This is a genomic window from Roseovarius indicus (assembly GCF_008728195.1).
Lineage (GTDB): Bacteria > Pseudomonadota > Alphaproteobacteria > Rhodobacterales > Rhodobacteraceae > Roseovarius > Roseovarius indicus.
In genome coordinates, this window is record NZ_CP031601.1 from 32,537 (window position 1) to 54,593 (window position 22,057).

General features: G+C 58.2%; 22 protein-coding genes and 1 pseudogene. 22 read left to right on the forward strand and 1 reads right to left on the reverse strand.

Annotated elements, in window-relative coordinates:
• The first annotated feature begins 4 nt into the window (after positions 1–4).
• Entirely contained in the window at positions 5–868 is an 864-nt protein-coding gene (locus tag RIdsm_RS29385; protein WP_074940723.1) for a LysR family transcriptional regulator, read from the forward strand.
• A 205-nt stretch (positions 869–1,073) separates the two neighbouring features.
• Here RIdsm_RS29385 and RIdsm_RS29390 read toward each other — a convergent pair.
• Positions 1,074–3,970, reverse strand: a pseudogene (locus tag RIdsm_RS29390) (Tn3 family transposase).
• Positions 3,971–4,095: 125 nt separating this feature from the next.
• Between RIdsm_RS29390 and RIdsm_RS29395 the strand changes: the two are divergent.
• The 21 genes from RIdsm_RS29395 (at position 4,096) to RIdsm_RS30300 (ending at position 22,002) form a co-directional block, all read left to right on the forward strand.
• Entirely contained in the window at positions 4,096–4,647 is a 552-nt protein-coding gene (locus RIdsm_RS29395) for a recombinase family protein (RefSeq protein ID WP_057821753.1), read from the forward strand.
• A gap of 148 nt (positions 4,648–4,795) precedes the next feature.
• Positions 4,796–6,292 (forward strand): sigma-54 dependent transcriptional regulator, encoded by a 1,497-nt coding sequence (locus tag RIdsm_RS29400; RefSeq protein ID WP_081896188.1) that lies wholly within the window; start codon positions 4,796–4,798, stop codon positions 6,290–6,292.
• 460 nt (positions 6,293–6,752) lie between these two features.
• Positions 6,753–7,715 carry an NADH-quinone oxidoreductase subunit B family protein gene (locus RIdsm_RS29405; protein WP_037240005.1) on the forward strand — a complete coding sequence of 321 codons (963 nt, stop codon included), beginning with the start codon at positions 6,753–6,755 and terminating at the stop codon, positions 7,713–7,715.
• Between the two features lie 22 nt (positions 7,716–7,737).
• A complete protein-coding gene (locus RIdsm_RS29410) occupies positions 7,738–9,339 on the forward strand; it encodes a nickel-dependent hydrogenase large subunit (RefSeq protein WP_037240008.1) in 1,602 nt (533 codons plus the stop codon).
• Between the two features lie 68 nt (positions 9,340–9,407).
• On the forward strand, positions 9,408–9,794 hold the full coding sequence (locus RIdsm_RS29415; RefSeq protein WP_197060312.1) for a hypothetical protein: 387 nt from the start codon (positions 9,408–9,410) through the stop codon (positions 9,792–9,794).
• A 13-nt stretch (positions 9,795–9,807) separates the two neighbouring features.
• A complete protein-coding gene (locus tag RIdsm_RS29420; RefSeq protein WP_037240012.1) occupies positions 9,808–10,119 on the forward strand; it encodes a hypothetical protein in 312 nt (103 codons plus the stop codon).
• Entirely contained in the window at positions 10,092–10,592 is a 501-nt protein-coding gene (locus RIdsm_RS29425; RefSeq protein WP_199559127.1) for a hydrogenase maturation protease, read from the forward strand. The genes RIdsm_RS29420 and RIdsm_RS29425 overlap by 28 nt, the downstream gene beginning before the upstream one ends.
• Positions 10,589–10,909 (forward strand): hypothetical protein, encoded by a 321-nt coding sequence (locus RIdsm_RS29430; RefSeq protein ID WP_037240014.1) that lies wholly within the window; start codon positions 10,589–10,591, stop codon positions 10,907–10,909. The genes RIdsm_RS29425 and RIdsm_RS29430 overlap by 4 nt, the downstream gene beginning before the upstream one ends.
• Before the next feature lie 104 nt (positions 10,910–11,013).
• Positions 11,014–12,015: a hypothetical protein gene (locus RIdsm_RS29435; protein ID WP_100053154.1), complete on the forward strand. Its 1,002-nt coding sequence runs from the start codon at positions 11,014–11,016 to the stop codon at positions 12,013–12,015.
• Between the two features lie 16 nt (positions 12,016–12,031).
• Positions 12,032–12,226 (forward strand): hypothetical protein, encoded by a 195-nt coding sequence (locus RIdsm_RS29440; RefSeq protein ID WP_211285984.1) that lies wholly within the window; start codon positions 12,032–12,034, stop codon positions 12,224–12,226.
• Between the two features lie 9 nt (positions 12,227–12,235).
• Entirely contained in the window at positions 12,236–12,457 is a 222-nt protein-coding gene (locus tag RIdsm_RS29445) for a hypothetical protein (RefSeq protein WP_037240016.1), read from the forward strand.
• A 3-nt stretch (positions 12,458–12,460) separates the two neighbouring features.
• Positions 12,461–13,330: a NifU family protein gene (locus RIdsm_RS29450; protein ID WP_037240018.1), complete on the forward strand. Its 870-nt coding sequence runs from the start codon at positions 12,461–12,463 to the stop codon at positions 13,328–13,330.
• Positions 13,246–14,505, forward strand: a complete 1,260-nt coding sequence (locus RIdsm_RS29455) for an NHL repeat-containing protein (RefSeq protein WP_236553418.1) — start codon at positions 13,246–13,248, stop codon at positions 14,503–14,505. The genes RIdsm_RS29450 and RIdsm_RS29455 overlap by 85 nt, the downstream gene beginning before the upstream one ends.
• Positions 14,502–16,847, forward strand: coding sequence for a carbamoyltransferase HypF (hypF, locus tag RIdsm_RS29460; protein WP_037240020.1), 2,346 nt, complete (start codon positions 14,502–14,504; stop codon positions 16,845–16,847). Before RIdsm_RS29455 ends, hypF begins: the two co-directional genes overlap by 4 nt.
• Positions 16,838–17,131 carry a HypC/HybG/HupF family hydrogenase formation chaperone gene (locus tag RIdsm_RS29465; RefSeq protein ID WP_037240021.1) on the forward strand — a complete coding sequence of 98 codons (294 nt, stop codon included), beginning with the start codon at positions 16,838–16,840 and terminating at the stop codon, positions 17,129–17,131. Before hypF ends, RIdsm_RS29465 begins: the two co-directional genes overlap by 10 nt.
• Positions 17,128–18,267, forward strand: coding sequence for a hydrogenase formation protein HypD (hypD, locus tag RIdsm_RS29470; protein ID WP_037240023.1), 1,140 nt, complete (start codon positions 17,128–17,130; stop codon positions 18,265–18,267). Before RIdsm_RS29465 ends, hypD begins: the two co-directional genes overlap by 4 nt.
• The gene (gene hypE / locus RIdsm_RS29475) at positions 18,264–19,310 is read left to right on the forward strand and encodes a hydrogenase expression/formation protein HypE (protein ID WP_037240026.1); all 1,047 of its coding nucleotides are present in this window, start codon (positions 18,264–18,266) and stop codon (positions 19,308–19,310) included. The genes hypD and hypE overlap by 4 nt, the downstream gene beginning before the upstream one ends.
• Positions 19,310–20,062 (forward strand): sulfite exporter TauE/SafE family protein, encoded by a 753-nt coding sequence (locus tag RIdsm_RS29480; RefSeq protein ID WP_051922140.1) that lies wholly within the window; start codon positions 19,310–19,312, stop codon positions 20,060–20,062. The genes hypE and RIdsm_RS29480 overlap by 1 nt, the downstream gene beginning before the upstream one ends.
• Positions 20,062–20,304: a hydrogenase maturation nickel metallochaperone HypA gene (locus RIdsm_RS29485; RefSeq protein ID WP_037240029.1), complete on the forward strand. Its 243-nt coding sequence runs from the start codon at positions 20,062–20,064 to the stop codon at positions 20,302–20,304. The genes RIdsm_RS29480 and RIdsm_RS29485 overlap by 1 nt, the downstream gene beginning before the upstream one ends.
• A 44-nt stretch (positions 20,305–20,348) precedes the next feature.
• Complete coding sequence (gene hypB / locus RIdsm_RS29490) at positions 20,349–21,134, forward strand: hydrogenase nickel incorporation protein HypB (RefSeq protein WP_211285985.1); 786 nt, start codon at positions 20,349–20,351, stop codon at positions 21,132–21,134.
• A gap of 721 nt (positions 21,135–21,855) precedes the next feature.
• Positions 21,856–22,002 (forward strand): hypothetical protein, encoded by a 147-nt coding sequence (locus tag RIdsm_RS30300; RefSeq protein ID WP_156108153.1) that lies wholly within the window; start codon positions 21,856–21,858, stop codon positions 22,000–22,002.
• Positions 22,003–22,057 lie beyond the last annotated feature (55 nt).

The window sequence follows — 22,057 nt, forward strand, 5'->3', positions numbered from 1 at the left end:
TGTGATGCTGAACCTGAGCCTTGTGCGGAGCTTTGTCGGTCTTGTCGAAGCGGGTAGTTTCCATGGCGCTGCGACCCGCTTGAAGATCGCACAACCGACAATTTCCCAGCATTTGCAAAAGCTTGAAGAGGATTTAGGCGTTCCACTGATCGAGCGTAGTCATGCTGGCAGCCGTCCGACACGGCATGGCGAACGCTTCCTGCCTCATGCGCGCCATCTGTTGAAATCTGCTGCACGCGCCGAGACCATCGCGCGCGACGACAGTCTGATCGTTGGGTGCAGTGGCAATATCGCCAGCTACTATATGGCCAAGGCGTTCAAAGGGTTTCTGGACGCGGAGGACTGGCGAGGCCGGTGGGAAATCACCTCGGCACCCAATCCCCGCATCGCCGAGATGCTACTGAGCCGGGAGATCGACATTGCGGCAATGGAATGGCCCCTTTCACACCCGGATGTCGCGGCAGAGCGGTGGCGCAGCGCGGAGATGATCGTGATCCTGCCCACCGACCATCCTTGGGCGGGCCGCCGCGAGATCACCGTCGAGGAGTTCCTCACACTTGAAATGATCGGCGGGGAAAGTGGATCCGGCACCGGCACGCTCCTGCGCGATGTGTTGGGCGACAGGGCCGGCGAACTGCGCACGCGCGCGAATGTCGGATCGACCGAAGCCGTCAAACAGGCTGTCATGTCCGGCTTGGGTGCTTCTATCATTCTCGCCGAAGCTGTAACCCATGAAATTGATACCGGCGCACTGATCGGTATTTCCATCAAAGGAATGGCGATGAAGAAGACATTCTTCACAGCCCGCCTGAAGACGATCAGAGACGACGAAATCGCAACAAAGCTGTCCCGCTTTCTAACTGGCTAGGACCGATCCGCAAACTGGCGCACGACTACATTTGATCTATGTAATGCAAAGCAATCACTCGGTGGCGGTTGGTCAGCACGGATCTTGATCCTGCCCGTTTCACTGAAGCCACCATCCATGCAGATCGCAGCATTGGTCAAAGTGGGCTTGGAGTCAGATTTCGCTGGCTGCTGATGAATGACCGGTGTTGTCGCTGCACGAGGTTTCATGGGTTTTCCATCATCCGCCTCCACCGATATTCACCTGTGAGGATAATATGTGCCCATCCGAGGGGCGAGATATGTGAGAGAAGATATGCGGGTGTATCGAGCCCAGCATTTTGTCGCGCGGCGACCGCAAAACCGAGTTGCTTGGTGTTCCAATAGATGATGATGGCGGTGAGCAGGTTCAGCCCTGCGATGCGGAAATGCTGGCCCTCAGTTGTACGGTCGCGGATTTCGCCTTGGCGACCGATCCGCAGTGCGTTCTTCAGGGCATGATGTGCTTCTCCTTTGTTGAGGCCAATCTGTGCGCGGCGCTGCATATCGGTATCAAGTAGCCAATCAATGATAAACAGCGTCCGCTCGATACGTCCGATTTCACGAAGGGCAATGGCCAGATCATGTTGCCGTGGCCGTGCTGCCAGTTTCTTCAGAAGCTGGCTCGGTTGCATTCTCCCGGAGAGCATCGTCGCGATGCAGCGCAACACGTCCGGCCAGTTGGCGATAATCGTGTTTTCGCGGATGCGGTCACCGGCCAGGCCTTTTAGTTCGTTCGGGACCCCATGACGATCAAAGACATGCAGCCGCTTTGAAGGTAAGTCCTTGATGCGCGGGATGAACCGGTAGCCGAGCAACGAGGTGGCCGCAAAGACGAGGTCTGTGAAGCCGCCCGTATCTGCGTATTGTTCTTTGATCCGTTTGCCGCTCGGGTTCATTAGCAGACCGTCCAGAATGTACGGTGCCTCGTTCACTGTAGCTGGGATCACCTGTGTGGCGAAGGGGCCATATTGATCTGATACATGGGTATAGGCTTTCAGGCCGGGCTCATGGCCGTACTTCGCATTGATCAGATTCATCGCCTCGCCCTGGCGTGTGGTGGGAAAGAACTGACCGTCACTGGAAGCGGTTTCACCAGCACCCCAGTATTTTGCCATTGGCAACCACGCCTGCGCCTCGATCACCATAGCCAGTGCCCGATTGATGGCCTCACTTTCCACGTGCCAGTTTGAGAGCCGGGCCAATTGCTTAAAGTTATGGGTACTGCTCGCCCCGGCCATTTTGCTGAGTCCAAGATTCAGACCCTCTGCGAGAACAACATTCAGCATGCCAAGCCTGTCTTTGCACGGTGCCCCGGTACGCAGATGGGTGAAGGCGTCAATGAACCCTGTGTCATTGGCCACCTCCGTGAGCATATCTGTGATCCGCACTTCTGGCAGGCGACGATAGAGGTCCAGGATCAGGCTATCGGCTTCAGCGGGAACGTCAGCTTCAAGGCGTTCGACGCGCAATCGCCCATCCTCGATGATCCCGCCTGGGAGGGCGCCGTTCCTGACTGCCTTGGCAAGCCTGTGCAGCCCGTCGTCCAGCCGTTGTTTTCGATCTGCAAGCCAGACTTCCGGCTTCAATGGCATCGACAATCCCATAGTCTGCGCGGCCTCGACCGGAACCAGAGCCTGTTTCAGGTCGCTGTAGCGGCGAGAATGAGCAAGCCAGACATCACCGGATCTGAAGGCCTCACGCAGATGGAACAGCACCGCGACAACCCAGAGACGGTCCCGGTTCGTTTCGGGGTCGCTGAGATGCCCTCGCCATTTTGATCGGGGCTGAAGAAATGGCGCAGAGCGGCTTGGAATATCTTGCCTGTCGCGGATCACATCGGCCGCCGCAAGCAAAGGCTGAGCCACACTGGCCCCTGTGATGTCCAATGTTGCCAGCATTCGGGGGCATAGAGCTTGAACCGATGATACCCCTGCTCGACATAAGCCAGTGCACCCGCCTTGACGGTCTTACTGAGTGACCTTGCTGTTGCAACGAGGTTTTCCAGAGCATCCCAGCCACAAGATGCATCCACGGCACCGGCGATAGCCACCTCATCTCCCTTGGCGATCAACAATGTCGTGCCCAGAGTCTCAAACCCGGCCAGGGTCGCCGCGATCTCCGATTGCGCCGCGGTAACACGGGCATCGCAAATCCTCTTTGCCTCCCGCCAGATTGAGCCAACGATCCGGTCATGTGTTTCGACAACGGTATCTGCGATGGCAGCCGACCACTCAACGACGCAGGTGGCAAGGATGGCCAGTCGTCGATCACTGGTGATGTCCCGCAATCCATCCGTAAAGTAACGTTCCCCCTGGCGGCGAAGGCGTGTGACCCGATGTGCGGGAATGTCGTCCAGGATTGTTGGCGACAACGCGATCCCCTGCAGGAATTCCAGCCGGTCGAGCTGGCGGTTGATATCGGCAGAGTTCTTGCCCACCTCGAATTGTCGCAACCAGATGAAGCGGCTGATCCGGCTATCAGCGTCTTCATTGAGCAAACCGTTAAGTTTGGCTTTCATTTCGAGGTCGAGACGTGCCGCAATGCGAGCCTCGATCCGTTGTTCGGCCGCAACCAATGCGTCAGCACAGTGTCGTTCTATGACCGACAGGCCGGGCAGGACAACCTGTCGCCTGCGGCATTCCTCCACAAACCCGCGAACCAAACCCTCACTCGATTGAGCCGCCTCGGCGTGCTGGTCCAACCACCTCTGCATTTTCTTGGCATGTTTGCCAGCAAACATCTTGTAACCGTACATCTTACGCAGTGAGCCGAGATGTTCTCGTCGTGTCTTCTCACGGGCGGCATATTGCAACAGGTCATCTGGTTTCAGTCCAATTTGAGCGGCTATGAACCGGGACACAGGTTCCGGTATAACTTCGCCAGCCTTCAGCAAACGGCCCGGAAACCGAAAGGCACAAAGCTGAAGCGCAAAGCCGATTTGGTTTTCTGGTCGCCGCCGTGTGCGGATATGTTCAATGTCCTCATCATCCAGGGTGTAATGCCGCAGCAACGCCATCTCCTCTGTAGGGAGATCAAAAAGTGCCGCGCGTTGTCGCGCGGTCAGAACCGCTCGATGTGCCATCGGATTGTTCTTTCGTTAGGAGATGTGGTCTTTGAAAGTAGACATATTGAGACATCACGCGTGCCATGTCTTTTTCAATGTCTCAATATGGTTGTCGCATGAACCCTTAATATATTCGAGACCCCATGGCCAAAGTCGGATATGCCCGCGTCAGTTCAGTCGGACAATCTCTAAACGTGCAGCGTGAAAAACTGAGCGACTGTGACAAACTGTTCGAAGAAAAGCGCAGCGGCACCACCGATGCCCGCCCTCAGCTCAAGCAATGTCTGAATTATGTCCGTGAAGGCGACCAGCTGATTGTAACGCGCATCGACCGACTGGCCCGATCCACTTTGCACCTATGTCAGGTCGCGGAGACGCTGCGCGAAAAGGGCGTCGATCTTGTCGTCCTCGACCAGAACATCGACACATCCGATGCAACTGGTCGTCTGTTGTTCAACATGCTGGGTGCTATCGGCCAATTCGAGACTGAGATCCGGGCCGAACGGCAAATGGACGGAATCAAGAAGGCGAAAGATCGCGGCGTTCAGTTCGGCAAACGGCCTGCGCTCACCAATGATCAGATCGCAGAGCTCCGCGAAAAACGCGCTCAAGGTAAGCTGATCAAAGACCTCATGGCTGAATACAGCCTCTCTAAGGCCACCATCTATCGCTATCTCACCGAAAACGCGGCCTGAGCTCGACTACAGAAGCCCAATCCAGGCTTAACGCCCTATTCTGCACTCAGCCGGACTCGACCCCACAACAGGCGAAGTGGCGCTGGATTTGCACTCTGAAGCTAGATTGCAAGCAGAACTTGCATAAATAGTTCTCTTTATGCAAAGAATGTTTGCTGATACTGATCCGGCAATCATCAGTGGCAACGGAGGTCCAAGCACCTTGTCGAATATATCTACGGTTCTTATCAAGTCCAAGGACAAGGCTTTGACCCTGTCCGCTTCCAGCGCTCTGAGCGAATTGGATGGGTATCGGCTGATCTTTTGCGAGGATGATAACTCCGCAAAGAGCCGCCTTGACGAAGTGAACGTGGACCTCATTCTCTATGACGTCGATGAGGATGATTTTGGACCGGACAACGCGTTGGCGCGGTCTCGCTTGTCTCATACCGCGTGTTGGCGCATTGTTATTTGCGAAAAAAATGAAATGAGCTGCGGCGCGCAACTCTGCGAAGATACGGCGTCCTATTTGTATCTTGCCAAACCGGTGCAAGAGCAGCAGATCCGCATCGTCGTCAAGCGCGCCCTGGAACACGCCGAGCTGTCGCGCCGGCACCGGATACTGAGCAGAGAGCTCAAGCTGTCGCTGGATGACGAGATTTTCAACGACGAGGAAGGCGGATCGGTTCAGGGTGGCGTTTCACGCTTTGAAAGACTGGTCTATGCAAGCCCCAAGATGGCCGAAGTTGTCGCCGAGGCGAAAGTCGCGGCCTCCACGGGCATGCCGGTCCTGATCCGAGGCGAGACGGGCACCGGCAAGGAGCTTTTGGCGCGCGCCATTCACTTTAACTCGGATCGCGTGAATTCACCCATGCACAGCCAGAATTGCGGCGGTGTGTCTGACGATGCCTTGTATTCCGAGCTGTTTGGCCACATGCGTGGCGCCTTTCCGGGGGCGATTGCGGATCGGCTGGGCCTTTTTCGGGCGGCTGATGGGGGCACGGTGTTTCTGGACGAGGTGTCAGAAGTATCACCGCATTTTCAGGTGGCCCTTTTACGCTTCCTGCAAGAGGGCGAAGTCAAACCACTTGGTTCAGACAAGACACTGTACAGCAACGTGCGGATCATCGCGGCATCCAACCGTTCAATTGAGGAGATGGTGGAAAAAGGCAGTTTCCGCCGCGATCTGTATTATCGTTTACGCGGGTTTCAACTGGAATTGCCACCGCTTCGCGACCGGACCGACGACATCCCGGTGCTGACACAGTTCTTTGTTGAGAAATATGCCGGTGTGGTTGGTCGCCGGGTATTGGGTGTCACATCTGACGTTCTGAAGCGGTTGGAGTATTACCCATTTCCGGGCAATGTCCGCGAGCTGGAAAGCGAAGTTCAGCGCATGGTCGCGGTTGCGGAACAAGGTGGATATGTTGCTCTACGACATTTATCGGAAAAGATCGCGCGCACGCCAATCGAAAACGGCGAGGACGCAGCTTTCGTGCCATCCGGTGTAACGCTTAAAGACAAGGTCGAACATTTGGAGCAGGTCGTTTTGACCAAGGCGCTGGAGGCGTTTCATTGGAATCAAAGTAAGGTCGCGGAAGAATTGGGCTTGTCACGAGTCGGGCTGGCAAACAAGATCAAGAGATACGGTCTGCGCAAAGGGTAAGACATGGACGATGACGCGCCTGCCACGAAAGTCATTGGTTTCCCCTATGCCCGATCCGGACTGGCCAAGACCCGGTCCAAGCCGCGCAATCTGGGCCTGACCGCCATGTCAAAGGCCGTTGCTCCTTCGGGCACGGGCGCCAGGGGCCATTGGTGCAAGAGCTGCAAGGGGATCTGGTACAGCTACTTCGGAGAGGCCGAATGCCCGGCTTGCGGGCGACGGGGCTAAGCCCTGTCAGCTGTCAGCCAAGTTTACATTCCCCCATGGCAACTTAGTTTTCAGTTTACACTTTGTTACCAGAAATCGCCGCGCTGACCGCTAGTGTTGATTTGCTCGACTGTGCGCAACGGTACACACTTCCACCATAAATGCCGCGACTTTCGCAGGGTCGACAAGCAACAAGCCTGGCTCTGAGGCGAGGATGTCGCGGCAGGAATGATAGTCTTTGGGAGGAAGAAAAATGGCAAACCTGTTGTGGCTTCAGGGGGGCGCGTGTTCCGGCAACACGATGTCTTTCCTGAATGCAGAGGAACCAAGCGCATGTGATCTGGTCACTGACTTTGGGATCAACGTCCTTTGGCAACCCTCCCTCGGGCTTGAACTGGGCGATCAGGTCAAAGCGATCGTCGAGAAGTGTATTTCTGGCGAGATCAAGCTGGACATCTTTGTCTTCGAAGGCACCGTCATCAATGCGCCGGACGGCACCGGCGAATGGAACCGGTTCTGCGGGCGCCCGATGAAGGAGTGGGTGAAAGAGCTGTCAGCGGTTGCTGATTTTGTCGTGGCGATCGGCGATTGCGCGACCTATGGCGGCATTCCGGCGACGGCGCCGAACCCGTCCGACAGCGTCGGCCTGCAGTTTCTCAAGCGCGACAAGGGCGGCGCACTGGGTGAAGGTTTTGCCGCTAAATCCGGATTGCCTGTCATCAATATTCCGGGTTGTCCGGCACACCCTGACTGGGTAACGCAGATTCTGGTGGCGGTTGCCACGGGTCGGGCCGGTGATCTGACGCTGGATGAATTCCATCGCCCCAAAACGTTCTTTTCCTCTTTCACGCAGACCGGGTGCACGCGCAACATGCATTTTGCCTACAAGGTGTCGACCACGGCGTTCGGCCAGCGCAAGGGGTGCCTGTTCTACGATCTGGGGTGTCGTGGTCCTATGACTCACAGCCCCTGCAATCGCATCCTGTGGAACCGCCATTCGTCAAAAACCCGTGCGGGTATGCCCTGCCTGGGCTGTACCGAACCGGAGTTCCCGTTCTTTGATCTGGCGCCGGGAACGGTCTTCAAGACACAAACCGTCATGGGTGTACCCAAGGACATGCCCGAGGGCGTGGACAAGAAGGGTTACATCAAGCTCACCTCCGCCGCCAAAGGCGCGGCACCTGCGTGGGCAGAGGAAGATATCTTCGTAGTCTAACTGCGAATTGGGAGAGAGAATTATGTCTGCAGCAGTAGAAACACTCGACATTTCGCCGGTTGGCCGCGTCGAAGGCGATCTGGATGTCCGGGTCGATATTGAAAACGGCGTTGTCACCAACGCCTGGACCCACGCGGAGATGTTTCGCGGGTTCGAAGTCATCCTGAAAGACAAGGACCCCCAAGCCGGTCTGGTCGTCACGCCGCGCGCCTGCGGGATCTGCGGTGCGTCACACCTGACCTGCGCAGCCTGGGCACTCGATACTGCCTGGGGCACCACCGTGCCGCGCAACGCCATTCTGGCGCGCAACCTCGGCCAGATCGTGGAATCTCTGCAGTCCCTGCCGCGCCACCATTATGGGTTGTGGATGATCGACTATACCAACGAAAACTACGCGATGAGCCCGTTTTACGAGGAAGCCGTCAAACGCTATTCCCCGTTTACCGGCACATCCTATGAAGCAGGCGTGACAATCTCCGGCCGTCCGGTCGAGATTTACGCGCTGTTGGGCGGTCAGTGGCCGCATTCGTCCTTCATGGTGCCTGGCGGCGTCATGTGTTCTCCGACACTTACGGATATCACCCGCGCCTGGTCTATTCTGGAGCATTTCCGTCAGAACTGGATCGAGCCACTGTGGCTCGGCTGCTCAATGGAGCGTTACGAAGAAATCCAGACCTTGGAGCAATTCGAGGCATGGCTGGACGAAAAGCCCGAGCACGCCAATTCTGATCTGGGCCTGTTCTGGCGCATGTCCAAGGACATTGGCCTTGACCAGTACGGTAAAGGCCACGGCCGGTTCACCACATGGGGGTATCTGCCCCACGAGGACAAGTATCAGAACCCCACGATTGATGGTCGCTCAGATGCGGTGATCATGAAATCGGGCATCTACGACGGTGCATCCGACACATTCAGCCCGATGGACCAGTCCTTTGTCCGCGAAGACACGCAGCACGCCTGGTACGACGAGGCGGCGGGTGCGGTCCACCCGTTCGACCGCACCACGAACCCAGTGAGCAAGAACCCCATCGACCCGGAGGGCAAGTATTCCTGGTCGACGGCCGTGTCGCATGCCGAAAGCGGTCGCCTCGAGGCCGGCCCGCTGGCGCGGCGTCTGGTGGCGGGCAATGACACGGGCCATGACTTCCAGCACAGCGACGGGTTGGTGCTGGATATGTACCGCAAGATGGGCGGTGCTTCGACGATGCTGCGCCACTTTGCGCGGATGCACGAGCTTTGCATTCTCTATCGCGAAGCCGAACGCAATTTGCGCGAGTTCCAGTTGAACGACGAATGGTATATAAAGCCAACTGAAAAAGACGGACAGGGCTGGGGTGCGACCGAGGCGATTCGCGGTGCGCTGTGCCATTGGATCGATGTACGCGACGGCAAGATCGCCAATTACCAGATCATCGCGCCGACGACATGGAATGTTGGGCCGCGTACATCTGACGGCGCCCGGGGGCCAATCGAAGAAGCGTTGATCGGCACGCCGATCAAGAACAGCGCGGATCCGGTCGAGGTCGGTCACGTTTGTCGATCCTATGACAGTTGCCTTGTGTGTACTGTTCATGCGCATGATGCCAAATCCGGTGATGAACTGGCACGCTTCCGAACAGCCTGATGTTTATGTTTGGCCGGCGGATCAAATCTGCCGGCCAAACGACATCCGGCAATTAGGGAGGAAGCTGAATGTCAGAAAATCCGGAAGCATCAATAACCCAAGCGCAGCGCCAGGCCTACTTGGACAGATATGGCCTGACACCCGCCGAAGCGGGGCATGAAATGCTCCTCCAGATGATAGAGGACCATTTCGCGGAAGGACTGGAAACCAAGGTCGAGCCTTTTCCGGAAACGGATCGTGAATTCGGTGCGCTGCTTGACGAATTGCGGCCTCTGAGCGCGGATCAGCTGCGCGAAAAACTGGTGATCTCAGGCTGGCTTTTGCAGCCCTACGGCGAAGACGAGATGCGGTGCCAGGAATGTATGTACTACCTGGTGCACAAGCGCTGGTGCGACCTGCCAGAACTTGATCTCCCGGCAAAGCCGGAATGGTGGTGCCGTCTGTGGCGGATCTGAAAGGAGCGCTGACATGGATGATGACGAGACTCGCGCAACAATCGCCGAGATGCTGGCTTCGGGTCTGGAAACCGAGGTCTGGCCACGGGCCGGAACCAGCGAAGAGGTCAATGAAATCGTGGCGCGCCTGCAGGTCGAGGCAGGTCAGGATCTGGAAAAGAAACTCGTCATCGCCGGTTTCACCGATCACACGATCGAGGCTGACGAGATTGAGCAACCCTGCGAGACCTGCATGTACTACAAGGTCCATGCGAAATTCTGCGAATTGCCGGAACTGATGGTGCCGGTCGAACCGGAATGGTCCTGCCGCCTGTGGCGGATCTGATGCCGCTTGATGTTGTCGTCATCGGATGCGGCAACCCAAACCGAAGCGACGACGGCGTCGGTCCGCATCTCATCGCTCAAATGCGCGAAAACGGCGTGCCGGAGCACACTCGCATATTCGACGGCGGAACCGACGGGATGTCGGTCATGTACAGCGCACGCGGCGCCACGCATCTGATCATTGTCGATGCCCGGGTCCCCGAAGGGTCGCCGGGCACCATTTATGAGGTTCCTGGAGAGGTTCTGGAAGCACCGCCCAACAACAGCCTGAACCTGCATGATTTCAGGTGGGATCATGCGCTTTACGCAGGACGCCGTATCTATGGTGATGCGTTTCCCAAGACGACATCGGTGCTGTTGATCGAGGCCGCGACGCTGGAGCTTGGGTTAGGCCTGAGCGACGAGGTTTCTCGCGCGGCGCGGACGGTTGAGTGCCGCATTCGGGACCTGATCGATACGTGGTCGGAGGCATGAGCACGATCGCGATCAGGGATGGTGCGATCTATCTGCCTTGCGCCGTGGTGGACACCTATTTCCGCGGCATTGATGCGGTCATCGTACTGATCCAACAGGATGAATTATTGGTGATGCCCGTGCATCAGGCAACCGCCGGAGGGTGCCTTTTGAAGGTCCGGAATGCTGCAGGTGATCGGGTGGTTCAGGCCCGTGATGTTTTCCAGGATCAAGACCTTCTGGACTTTGCAACCGACAGCCTGACCGTCGCGTGGCAGGCCAGCAAAGGGGCGCTTTGTGCAGAATTGAAGCCGGATCAGCGCGGCGAGGATGTGTAAACTAAGTTTTCTATAAACCAAGTAAGTTGACAGCGCCCGCTTTGAGTGCTTTTCTCGGTCGAACACAGAAATCGAACCAGATTCGATTCGAGGGAGAAACCGGTTTGACGAATATCAGTCGTGCTCAGCAGCAGGTGCAGGCGGCCATGACCGCGGTCGAAACGGCTGCGGCGACGCAGGCCGAAAAGGCCGAGATGCTGATGGAAATCGCGATGGGGCTTCAGCAGAAACCCGAACGTGCCGAAGACATCTTTGCTGCCGTGGATCTCTACAAACTTGCCATGGATCTTGCGCCGGAAGGCGAAGTTCTGGGGGTCGCCCGCATTCGTGCGCGTATGGCCACAGCGCTGATGGCCGTGCCCGCCGAAGATGCGACGCAGCTAAAGGAAGCGAAATCCGAAATAGAGATCGCGCTTGCAACCCTGACTGCGGAAGGGTCGGACGCCGAAGTGGCCGAAGCCGAAATGAACCTTGGTCTGATCTGCCAGACACTTGCGGGCATGCATCTCTTGCCGATCCAACCTGCCATCAGCGCCTATCAGCGGTCGCTCAGGACCTTCGACAAGACCAACTACCCCAAGGAATTCGCGGTCCTGCAAAGCAACCTGGCCACGGCGTTCCTGTCCATGCCGTTCACCGACCAGTCCGGGAAGATGCGCGAGGCGCTGGCAGTGCAGGCCTTTGAAGAGGCGTTGACGGTCGTCAACCTGATAGACCATCCCAACGAATACGCGATGCTGCAAAACAACCTTGGCAACGCGCTGCAGTACGTGTCCTCGTCTCACCGGGTGGAAAACGGATATCGCGCTCTAGAGGCTTATGATGAGGCGCTCAAGGTGCGCACCATCCGCGACATGCCCGAAGAATATGCCAACACCATCGCGAACAAAGCCAATTGCCTGTCGAACCTGCCGGACGATCCGCAAAATCCCGACGGCGGCAACTTTGGCAACCTGACCGAAGCGGTGCGTCTGCTGGAAGAAGCGCGCGGCGTATTCGCCAAGCGCGGGGCCGGCGAAAAGGCACAAGCAGTAAGCGAAGCCATTGCCGAACTGAACGCGGCCCTTGGCCCATCAACAATTCTGGAACGGAGCGGATTACAATGATGAATGGAGAATACAGTTGAGCGCTATAGTCGTAATTTTGGCCCTGGTCGCCGGCCTGGCCGCCGCCTTGGGTGCAGGGGCCTTGTCGGGTCTGCGCATCGGTAAAGATGCACTGGGCGCAGAGCTGGCCGCCTATATGGGCGCGCTTTACGGCGGGCTTGCAGGTGGCGGCGCAGTTGTCGTGACCACGCTTGTTCTTTTGCTGATCTAGGAGGTCGCCATGCTGGGAATGGCCATGAATTCTGCAAAACTGTTTTTTGCAGGCAAGCTTTTCAAAGACAACAAAACCGTGGTCCGACAGTTGATGATGGGGGCTGGCGCCGGCGTGATCGCCGGTATCGTCATCGGGTTGTTTGCACCGATCTGGGTGGCAGCCATCGCCGCAGGCGCTGTAAGCGGCGCTGTGCAGCCTGTGTTGTTCAAAGATCTGAAATACGCATAAGCAATGCCGGATGCCGCATCTCTTGAAGGCGAAGAGCCGACTCTGGATCGCCTGATCGGCGATCTGAAGGCGCTTGAAATGCTGGCAGACGGCTGGGATGAGGCGGCCCGCAACGGAGCCCATGCAAGGGCTGAAGCCGTAGATGCATTGAACAAGGAGGCGTTCCGACGGTTGATCGGAGCGCTTAAGGACAACCCAGAGTTTGGCAACGCCCTGAAAGAGGCGGCCCGGGATGAAGTGGTCTACGCCGTGTTGCGCCGCCACGGGATATTGCGGCCATCGCTCTACGAACGGGTCGAGGCGGCGCTGGAAACGGTGCGCCCGAGCCTGGTCAGCCATGGCGGCGATGCCGAGGTCGCTGCGGTCGAAGGCAAGCGCGCAGAAATTCGGTTTCTGGGTGCCTGTGATGGGTGCCCGGCGTCACAACTGACGTTCTATGCGGGTGTCAAAAAGGCCATTCAGGATCAGGTTCCCGAGATCACCGAAGTGAAACAGGCCAAGGGTCTGGGCGGTGGCGGGTCGGACGGCGTTCAGTTCACGTCGCCCTTTGCAAATTACGGCGACAACGAGTGGACAACGGCGCTGCCGCTGGATGATCTGGCCGATGGCGAAACGCGCTTTATCGACATCGACACTCATTCAGTGATCATCACCCGCTTTGCCGACAAGGTAAGCTGCTTCAAGAATGCATGCGCCCATATGGGCCTTGAGATGACCCAAGGCGATATCATCGAGACGATCCTGTCCTGCCCGCATCACGGGTTTCGATATGCGCTTGAGAGTGGCGAGTGTTTGACTGCTCCCGAGGTGCAATTGCAGCCGCACGCGGTGCGGGTCAAAGGCCCCAATATCGAAGTGAGGATTATCGCGTGAAAGTCTCGCTGTCCCGCTCGTTCAGCCCGCAAAAGGCGCCCGGCACCATAACCCCCGGTGCGCCGTTGTTGGGTGGGCAGGGCGCCCGCGTCATTTTGGGCAGCGACGGCGGTTCACTTGTACAGGCGATCACGCCCGCGCCGCACCTGATGTTCGGGCCGCGCGGCGTGTGCCTGCATCCGGACGGCTCGCTTTGGGTGTCAGACACGGGGCATCACCGGGTGCTGGGATGGAAAACCGTCCCGACAAATGACGACACACCTGCCGATATTCTTTTGGGTCAGCCCGACTTTGGCCGCGAGGGCCGAAACGCCAAGGGCCCGGTGGCTGCGAACACCGTGAATGTGCCGACCGGGATCGTTGCATTTCGGGGTGGGCTGGCCGTGGCCGACCCGTGGAACCACCGCGTGCTGATCTGGCGCGAAACGCCCACCGGTCCCGACCACGAGGCTGATATCATTCTTGGTCAGCCTGACGCCCACAGCGCACTGGCAAATTTGGGTCTGTCGCATGCGCGCGCTGATACGATGCACTGGCCTTACGGGGTCTCGGCGGATGGCAATCGGTTGATCGTATGCGACACCGGAAACCGCCGTGTGCTGATCTGGGACGATCCGCAAACCACGGGTCAACCGGCGGATCTGGTTCTGGGACAGCACGATTTCACCTGCCGGGATGAAAATGCGGGCGGGGCGGTTTCGGACGTATCGATGCGCTGGCCGCACATGGCCATCGTCTGGCAAGGCGGTCTGGCGGTGGCAGATGCCGGCAACAACCGGGTGATGATATGGGATGCGTTTCCCGGCCAGAACGGCACCCAATGCGACACGGTGCTGGGACAGGCGGATATGACCGCCTGCGACCACAATATGGCGTCGTATTATCCCACGTCACAAGCGATGAATATGCCCTATGCGCTGGCAACACTTGGGTCGACGCTGGTGGTGGCTGACACGGCCAATTCACGACTTCTGGGATTTGAGGATACCGGTATGGCGGCCCACGCCGACCGGCTGACGGCGCAGCCGGATTTTGCGGCCAAAGGCGACAACCGCTGGGGCATTGCCGAGCGCGATACGGTGTGCTGGCCCTATGGGCTGTCTGCTCTGGGCTCGACGGTGGCGGTGGCCGACAGCGGCAACAACCGCATTCTGATCTGGGACGCGGCGACATGACCGGTGCCCGCTTCACCGTTTCTGGTCAGGTTCAGGGCGTAGGCTTTCGCCCGACGGTCTGGCGGCTGGCGCATGAAATGGGCCTGACGGGCGATGTGAAAAACACCGGCGAAGGCGTAGTGATCCAGCTTTGGGGGGACCATGTCGCAACCTTTCCAGACAGGCTGCACAGCGCACTGCCGCCGCTGGCGCGCATCGAACGGCTCGATGTCACACCCCTGACCGACCCAGCCCCTTGCGGATTTGAAATCACCGCATCGCAAGAGGGCGAGATGCGAGGCAATGTGACGCCAGATGCCGCAACCTGCGCCGATTGCCTGGAGGAAATCCGCAATCCGTTTGAGCGGCGCTATCGCTATCCGTTTGCCAATTGCACCAATTGCGGGCCGCGCTTTTCGATTGTGCAGGCCGCTCCCTATGACCGCGCTAAAACAACCATGGCGCCGTTTGATTTCTGTCCACCTTGCGAGGCGGAATATTCCAACCCGGTCGACCGCCGCTTTCACGCGCAGCCGGTGGCCTGTGGCCGGTGCGGACCGAACATCTGGATCGAGAAACTTGGCAAGGGCGCGGTGAATCTCGAAGCGTTTTCAATGCTGGATGACGTGGATGCCACCGGCGGGATGATCATGAATGGTCACATCGTCGCAATCCGGGGTCTGGGCGGTGTGCATCTAGCTTGTGACGCCACCAACGCCGCGGCCGTGGCCGAATTGCGCAGGCGCAAATCGCGCACGGGCAAGGCCTTTGCCCTGATGGCCCGCGATCTGGATGTGGTGCGCGCGTATTGCGAGGTGTCGAAGATCGAGGCCGATCTTCTGTCGAGCCCGCAAGCACCTATCGTTCTGCTGAAGGCCAAGCCCAACGGTCTGCCAAGCGAGATCGCGCCGGGTCTGGATCGTCTTGGCGTAATGCTGCCCTATACGCCGTTCTATCACATGATCCTGCGGCGCATCGGGCGCCCGGTGATCATGACCAGCGGCAATCCTTCGGGTCAGCCGCAATGCATCGACAATCAGGAAACCCGCGACCGTCTTGCCGATATCGCAGATTTCGCCTGTCTTCATAACCGCGACATCGCCAACCGGATCGATGACAGTGTTGTGCGCGTCGATCTGGGCCGTCCGCGCGTGCTGCGCCGGGCGCGTGGATATGCGCCGCAGGGGCTTGAACTGCCAGCCGGGTTTTCCGACGCGCTTGAGGTTCTGGCGCTCGGTGCGGAACAGAAGAACACATTCTGCCTCGTCAAGGACGCCCGCGCCATCATGTCCCAGCACATGGGCGATCTGGAGGATGTGGCCACAAACGCGGATGTGACGCGCAATCTGGGTCTATACGAAAACCTCTTTGATCATGCTCCAGATATAATCGCTGTCGATCAGCATCCGCAATACCTGTCCACGCAGCGCGGGTTCCAGATGGCAGGCGACCGGCCTGTGATCCAGGTACAGCATCACCACGCGCATATCGCCGCGTGCCTGGTCGAGAACAACCGGCCCCTGAGCGCAGAACACGTGCTAGGCATCGCGCTGGACGGCACAGGCCTGGGGGATGACGGCACGATCTGGGGCGGTGAATTCCTGATCTGCGACTACCACGGGTATCGCCGGGTCGGCTGTCTGAAACCAGTTGCACTGCCCGGCGGTGTGGCCGCCGTGCGTGAGCCATGGCGCAATGCCTATGCGCATCTGATGGCCGAGATGGGCTGGGGCGAGTTTGCAATCAACTTTCCCGATCTGGAGGTCTTCAGCCGTATGCGGGACCTGCCTCGCGACACTTTGGATGCGATGATCAAGTCTGGAACGAATTCGCCCTTGGCGTCGTCCTGTGGCCGGCTGTTCGATGCCGCTGCCGCGATTGCAGGCATCGCTTGGGACCGGCAGAATTACGAGGGCGAAGCCGCGATCCTGTTCGAGGCCGCCCTTGATCCTGACGCGCTGAACGAGCCAGATGATCTGGCCTATCCGTTTTCAATACCGCTGATGGGCGGCAAGGGCATGCCCTATATCGAGCCGCTGGCCGTCTGGCGCGCCATGCTGGGCGATCTGGTTCTGCAGACACCCATTGGCACGATTTCGGCAAGGTTTCACCGGGGATTGGCCCGCGCCATTGTCGAAATGGCGGTGCGGCTGACCAAAGACACGGCCATCGACACCGTCGCCCTGTCGGGTGGCTGTTTTCAAAACGCGACGCTGTTCGCGCTGGTTCATCAAGGCTTGGAAGGAGCAGAGCTGACGGTTCTGAGCCATTCCGACTATCCGGCGAATGACGGCGGTATTTCACTGGGGCAAGCCGTGATTGCCCTGGCAAACACACAAGGGGAGGACGCAAAATGTGCCTAGGAATTCCAGGACAAATTACCGAGATCTCGGATGCGACCCGCAAGCTCGCCATGGTCGACATCTCGGGCGTGAAACGTGAGGTCAACGTGGCCTGCATCGCGGGTGATGACCCGTTGGAGGACTTGATTGGCACGTGGACCTTGATCCATGTCGGTTTTGCCATGAGCAAGATCAACGAAAAGGAAGCGGCCCTGACACTGGAGGTCCTGCGCGAACTTGGCGAAGCGCAGGAAGAGATAGAGGCGATGCGGGCCAGTGCGGCCATGCTGTCGGAAGCGTCATGAAATACGCTGATGAATTCCGCGATCCGGTGGCCGCCAAAGGCGTGCTGGCTGCCATCGAACGCGTGACCAACGAGATCGGAGCGACCAAGGAAAAGCCGGTTCATATCATGGAGATTTGCGGCGGGCATACGCACGCGATCTTTCGCTATGGTCTGGACAAGCTGACCCCGCCGGGGCTGGAGTTCATTCACGGCCCCGGCTGCCCGGTTTGCGTCCTTCCGATGAGCCGCGTGGATGAATGCGTACAGATCGCCGAAGATCCGAATGTGATCTTTACAACCTTTGGCGATGCGATGCGCGTGCCGGGCACCAAGAAATCCCTCATGCAGGCCAAAGCCGACGGCGCCGATATCCGCATGGTCTATTCGCCGCTGGACGCGTTGGAACTGGCGCGCCGCAACCCCGACCGCGAGGTGGTGTTCTTTGGCCTTGGGTTCGAGACGACCACGCCTTCGACGGCCCTGTCGATCCTTCAGGCCGATACCGATGGGCTGACGAATTTCACTATCTTCTGCAACCACATCACCGTGCCGCCGCCGATCAAGGCGTTGCTGGATGACCCTTATATGGTCTTGGATGGTTTCGTGGGCCCGGGCCATGTGTCGATGGTGATCGGCACCGAACCTTACCAGTTCATCGCGCGCGACTATGGCAAACCCATCGTGGTGGCGGGGTTTGAACCGCTTGATCTGTTGCAATCGGTGCTGATGGTGCTGGAACAAATCCGCGATGGCCGTGCCGAGGTGGAAAACCAATATGCGCGGATCGTGCCCAACGAGGGCAACCCGGTATCCATCGCCGCCTGCGAGCAGGTCTATGAGCCGCGCCCAACCTTTGAATGGCGCGGTCTGGGTGAGATTGATGAAAGCGGATTGCGCATTCGCGACCGGTACAAGGCATACGATGCCGAGGTGAAATTCAACATCGGCTACGGCCGCAACACATCGTTCACAGAAGAACAGGAAGGTTGCGCCTGCGGCGACGTCATGACCGGGCGGATCAAGCCCCACGCGTGTCCGCAATTCGGCAAGGGCTGCACGCCCGAGATGCCGCTGGGGGCCCTGATGGTCAGCTCGGAAGGGGCCTGCGCGGCCTATTACCAATATGGCGGCCTTGATCTGGAGCCGGTAGAATGAACGCGATGGACCGCCAGCCCAGACGCGTCGTTGCCGACAAGGTGACGATGGCCCATGGCGGGGGCGGCAAGGCGATGCGCGACCTGATCGAGGATGTGTTCACATCGGTCTTCTGTCCGCCCGGCATGGAAGATCAAGCGCGGCTGATGGATGATGCGCTCACCGTACCCGGAGCGCGGCTGGCCTTTACGACGGACGGGTTCGTGGTGTCCCCGATGGAATTTCCCGGTGGCGATATCGGTAAGATCGCTGTCTGCGGCACTGTGAACGATCTGGCTGTTGGCGGGGCGAAACCGCTGTGGCTGTCAGCGGCCTTTGTCATCGAAGAAGGTGTCGAGATTTCGACGCTGCGCCGGATCGCGGCGTCGATGCAAAATGCCGCCGATGATGCGGGCGTTGCCATTGTGACGGGTGACACAAAGGTCGTCGGCAAAGGATCAGGCGATGGAGTTTTTATCACCACATCCGGCATCGGCGTGATCGCGCCGGGCCGCGACCTGTTGGCCGAAACCGTGCAGCCCGGTGATGTTGCCATCGTCAACGGCGTGCTTGGTGATCACGGTGCGGCCATCCTTGCCGCGCGCGGCGATATGGCGCTGAGCACCGAAATCCCGTCGGACTGCCAACCGCTCAATCATCTGATGGAGGCAATATTGTCTGCTGCCCCCGGCACGCGGGTTGCAAGAGATGCGACACGCGGCGGGCTGGCCTCGGCCCTGAATGAAATCGCCGATGCTGCCGGTGTCGGCGTTGAAATCGGCGAAGACGTTCTGCCTTTGCGCACCGAAGTCAAAGGCGTTTGCGAGATTTTGGGGCTGGATCCACTCTATCTGGCCAATGAAGGTACATTGGTGATCTTCGTTCCCGAGGATCAGGCCGACGCGGCGTTGTCCGCGATGCACGCCACCGATGCGGGCCGCGAGGCCGTGATCATCGGCAAGGCCACCACCCAGCATCCCCGAACGGTGGTGATGAAAACTGTCTTTGGCGGTCTGCGCATTGTCGACATGCTGGTCGGTGAACAACTTCCGAGGATTTGCTAATGGCCTTACTGGAAAATCTTACATTTCTTGATGCGTCGTCATCGTCTGGGTTCCTGGTTTTGGGTCTTCTGTTTGGCATGGTTCACGCCCTCGAAGCAGATCATTTGGCTGCGATCATTACGCTTAGCAGGGGCGGAAAAAACAAGCTCCTGCTGCGAGGCGCCGTCTGGGGCCTGGGTCACACGGCGACGTTGCTGATCATGTCCATTGGCGTGATTGTGTTCAGCCTCGTTCTCAATGAGCAGCGCGCGGCAACGTTCGAATTTGCTGTTGGCGTCATGCTGGTTTTTCTCGGAGCACAGGTCGTGCACAGGTTTCGCAAGGACAGGCTGCACTATCACGTCCATCAACATGAGGGACAGGGGTATCACATGCACGTGCACAGTCACGCGTCCGATGTGGCCGACCATTCCAAAAGCTCGCATGCCCACGTACACGCCGAGCGATTTCCCCTGAAAGCCTTTTTCATTGGTCTGCTGCACGGCGCGGCCGGATCGTCCGGGCTCATCGTGCTGGCGGTCTCCAAAACTGGCGACCCCTGGCTGGCTGTCGGATATGTCGGTCTGGTCGGCCTTGGGTCCGTTCTTGGCATGGCGGCCATGTCCGTTGTTGTCGGTTGGCCGGTGCTCCAGGCGCCGAAAATCGCAAAAGGCCTTCATACCGCCGTGCAGATGTCCATTGCTGCGGTCGTTGTCGCCATCGGCCTGTCAATCATGTGGGAAACCGGACCAGTGGCCTGGGGGACTGGTTGATGCACGAGCTTGGACTGGCCCGCAGCATTGCGGGTATCGCAGAAGAAAACGCCAAAGGGCGAAGGCTCAAGGAAGTCCGCGTGGCGATCGGCCCACAGGCCTGTGTGGAACGCGGCGCACTGACCTTTTGCTGGGATCTGGTGACCGAAAGTACCGCTATTTCCGGGGTGTCCTTGGGATTTATCGATGCGGACAACGACACATTCGTCGTACGCGAAATAGAATTTATGGAGGAAGCATAATGTGTGGAGTATGCGGCTGCGCCGACCCTGCAAACGAGGTTTCGATGACCGATTCTCAAACCGGCGTCAAAGTCCTGTTGCGGGACGATCATGCGCATGACCACGGACATGATCATGATCACGCGCATTCTCATGACGACCATCACCACGGTCATGATGAGCCGCATGTCCATGGCCCGGGCGGCGAGATCATTTCCCTGGAAACTGCAATTCTCGGCAAAAACAACGAAATCGCGACCCGCAACCGCGGCTGGTTCGAAGGGCGCGGCGTCATCGCCCTGAATATCGTCTCCTCGCCCGGATCCGGTAAGACTACGCTGCTTGAAGAGACGATCAAGCGCATGAAGGACAAAGCCGATATCGCGGTCATCGAAGGTGATCAGATGACGTCGAATGACGCCGATCGTATCCGCGATGCAGGCGCCCGTGCCGTCCAGATCAACACCGGTGCCGGGTGCCATCTCGAAGCGGATATGATTGCCTTCGCCGTACAATCTTTGGATCCCCAAACCGGGTCAATCCTGATGATCGAGAATGTGGGAAATCTGGTGTGTCCGGCCATGTTCGATCTGGGCGAAAAGATGAAAATCGCTGTGATTTCAACGACGGAAGGCGAAGACAAGCCGACCAAATACCCACATATGTTCCGCGCCGTGGAATGGGTCGTCATCAACAAAATGGATCTGGCTCCGCATGTGGATTTCGATGAAGAAGCCTGTCGGCAAAACATATTGGAGGTCAATCCGGGAGTGAAAATCTTCTGCCTGTCGGCCCGAACGGGGGATGGCATGGATGCATGGTGTTCGAGCCTGGCCGAATTGAAAGCCTGAAATTGAACGGATTGGTGAGTTACCTCTCCTGTCAAGTCACTGCTGTGAGACCCTCATCCATATCGTGAGTGCAGCGCACCAATCCGTGTAAAAAAAAGATCACCACCCAGCCGCAGATGGACTATCGAATTGCGACCCCTCCACCTGCCGGATTATTTGCGTGCCTAGAGCGCCAATTTAGGGTGTGTACCTGCGCGCTGTTGAAAGCATTTAGCTGCTCCAATTTTGCAGCGGTCTGAACGGTCTTTGGTACGGCGAGCCATGAATTCGCCCCCGGCTTCTTGCAGCGACCAGAATGAGTGACCGGTTCTCCCGCTGCACTGCGGCACAAGCATTTTTGCTCGTGCAACATTTTTCACGCTGCGAGCGCGCGCAGCGAAAACTAAAGACTTCTGCAATGGGCTCGTTTGAGACCTTCGCGGCATCCCGCCTTAACGTCGGCAATGGCGTGAAAGGGCGTCTGTGCGCAGATGTTTTGGTCATCCCCATAATGTAGAGATCTCAAGAGTCTTATCGTCCGGGAAGTTTTGCTGTAACGTTCGATCGTCGCGTGAACGGGGACTCTGAGTTGAAACAACCTTCAGATCGTAAACAGGCCTGCGACAAAGTCGATCTGTCCAAGGTCCATTCCTCCGACAGCCGATCTCGGGTCGCTCTGAGTGTTGCCGATATGCCTAGAGACCTAGGCGAGCTGCTGGATAGGGGCTTGAGGACCATTTCCGTGACCGCTGACATGAAATCTCATTATGCCTGGTTTCGGTCCAAGGTGGAGGAGGCGCTGAATGACCAGCAGGCCGCGACACCTCATTCCAACGTAATGAATCTTGTGCAGGCGGTGATTGATGAGAAGCGCCGCCAACAGTCTTGAACAGTGCGTTCTGGTCTTACCTGGTACCTTCGTGCGTTTCGGGGTGTTTTGGTGG

Bases quoted from the DNA above. Each gene is read 5' to 3' on its own strand.
- hypB (WP_211285985.1), top strand. From the start codon at position 20,349: ATGACCGATTCTCAAACCGGCGTCAAAGTCCTGTTGCGGGACGATCAT.
- RIdsm_RS29415 (WP_197060312.1), top strand. From the start codon at position 9,408: ATGTCAGAAAATCCGGAAGCATCAATAACCCAAGCGCAGCGCCAGGCC.
- RIdsm_RS29480 (WP_051922140.1), top strand. From the start codon at position 19,310: ATGGCCTTACTGGAAAATCTTACATTTCTTGATGCGTCGTCATCGTCT.
- RIdsm_RS29425 (WP_199559127.1), top strand. From the start codon at position 10,092: ATGGTCCTGCCGCCTGTGGCGGATCTGATGCCGCTTGATGTTGTCGTC.
- hypD (WP_037240023.1), top strand. From the start codon at position 17,128: ATGAAATACGCTGATGAATTCCGCGATCCGGTGGCCGCCAAAGGCGTG.
- RIdsm_RS29445 (WP_037240016.1), top strand. From the start codon at position 12,236: ATGCTGGGAATGGCCATGAATTCTGCAAAACTGTTTTTTGCAGGCAAG.
- RIdsm_RS29430 (WP_037240014.1), top strand. From the start codon at position 10,589: ATGAGCACGATCGCGATCAGGGATGGTGCGATCTATCTGCCTTGCGCC.
- RIdsm_RS29400 (WP_081896188.1), top strand. From the start codon at position 4,796: ATGTTTGCTGATACTGATCCGGCAATCATCAGTGGCAACGGAGGTCCA.
- RIdsm_RS29385 (WP_074940723.1), top strand. From the start codon at position 5: ATGCTGAACCTGAGCCTTGTGCGGAGCTTTGTCGGTCTTGTCGAAGCG.
- hypE (WP_037240026.1), top strand. From the start codon at position 18,264: ATGAACGCGATGGACCGCCAGCCCAGACGCGTCGTTGCCGACAAGGTG.
- hypF (WP_037240020.1), top strand. From the start codon at position 14,502: ATGACCGGTGCCCGCTTCACCGTTTCTGGTCAGGTTCAGGGCGTAGGC.
- RIdsm_RS29420 (WP_037240012.1), top strand. From the start codon at position 9,808: ATGGATGATGACGAGACTCGCGCAACAATCGCCGAGATGCTGGCTTCG.
- RIdsm_RS29465 (WP_037240021.1), top strand. From the start codon at position 16,838: ATGTGCCTAGGAATTCCAGGACAAATTACCGAGATCTCGGATGCGACC.
- RIdsm_RS29405 (WP_037240005.1), top strand. From the start codon at position 6,753: ATGGCAAACCTGTTGTGGCTTCAGGGGGGCGCGTGTTCCGGCAACACG.
- RIdsm_RS29410 (WP_037240008.1), top strand. From the start codon at position 7,738: ATGTCTGCAGCAGTAGAAACACTCGACATTTCGCCGGTTGGCCGCGTC.
- RIdsm_RS29485 (WP_037240029.1), top strand. From the start codon at position 20,062: ATGCACGAGCTTGGACTGGCCCGCAGCATTGCGGGTATCGCAGAAGAA.
- RIdsm_RS29395 (WP_057821753.1), top strand. From the start codon at position 4,096: ATGGCCAAAGTCGGATATGCCCGCGTCAGTTCAGTCGGACAATCTCTA.
- RIdsm_RS29450 (WP_037240018.1), top strand. From the start codon at position 12,461: ATGCCGGATGCCGCATCTCTTGAAGGCGAAGAGCCGACTCTGGATCGC.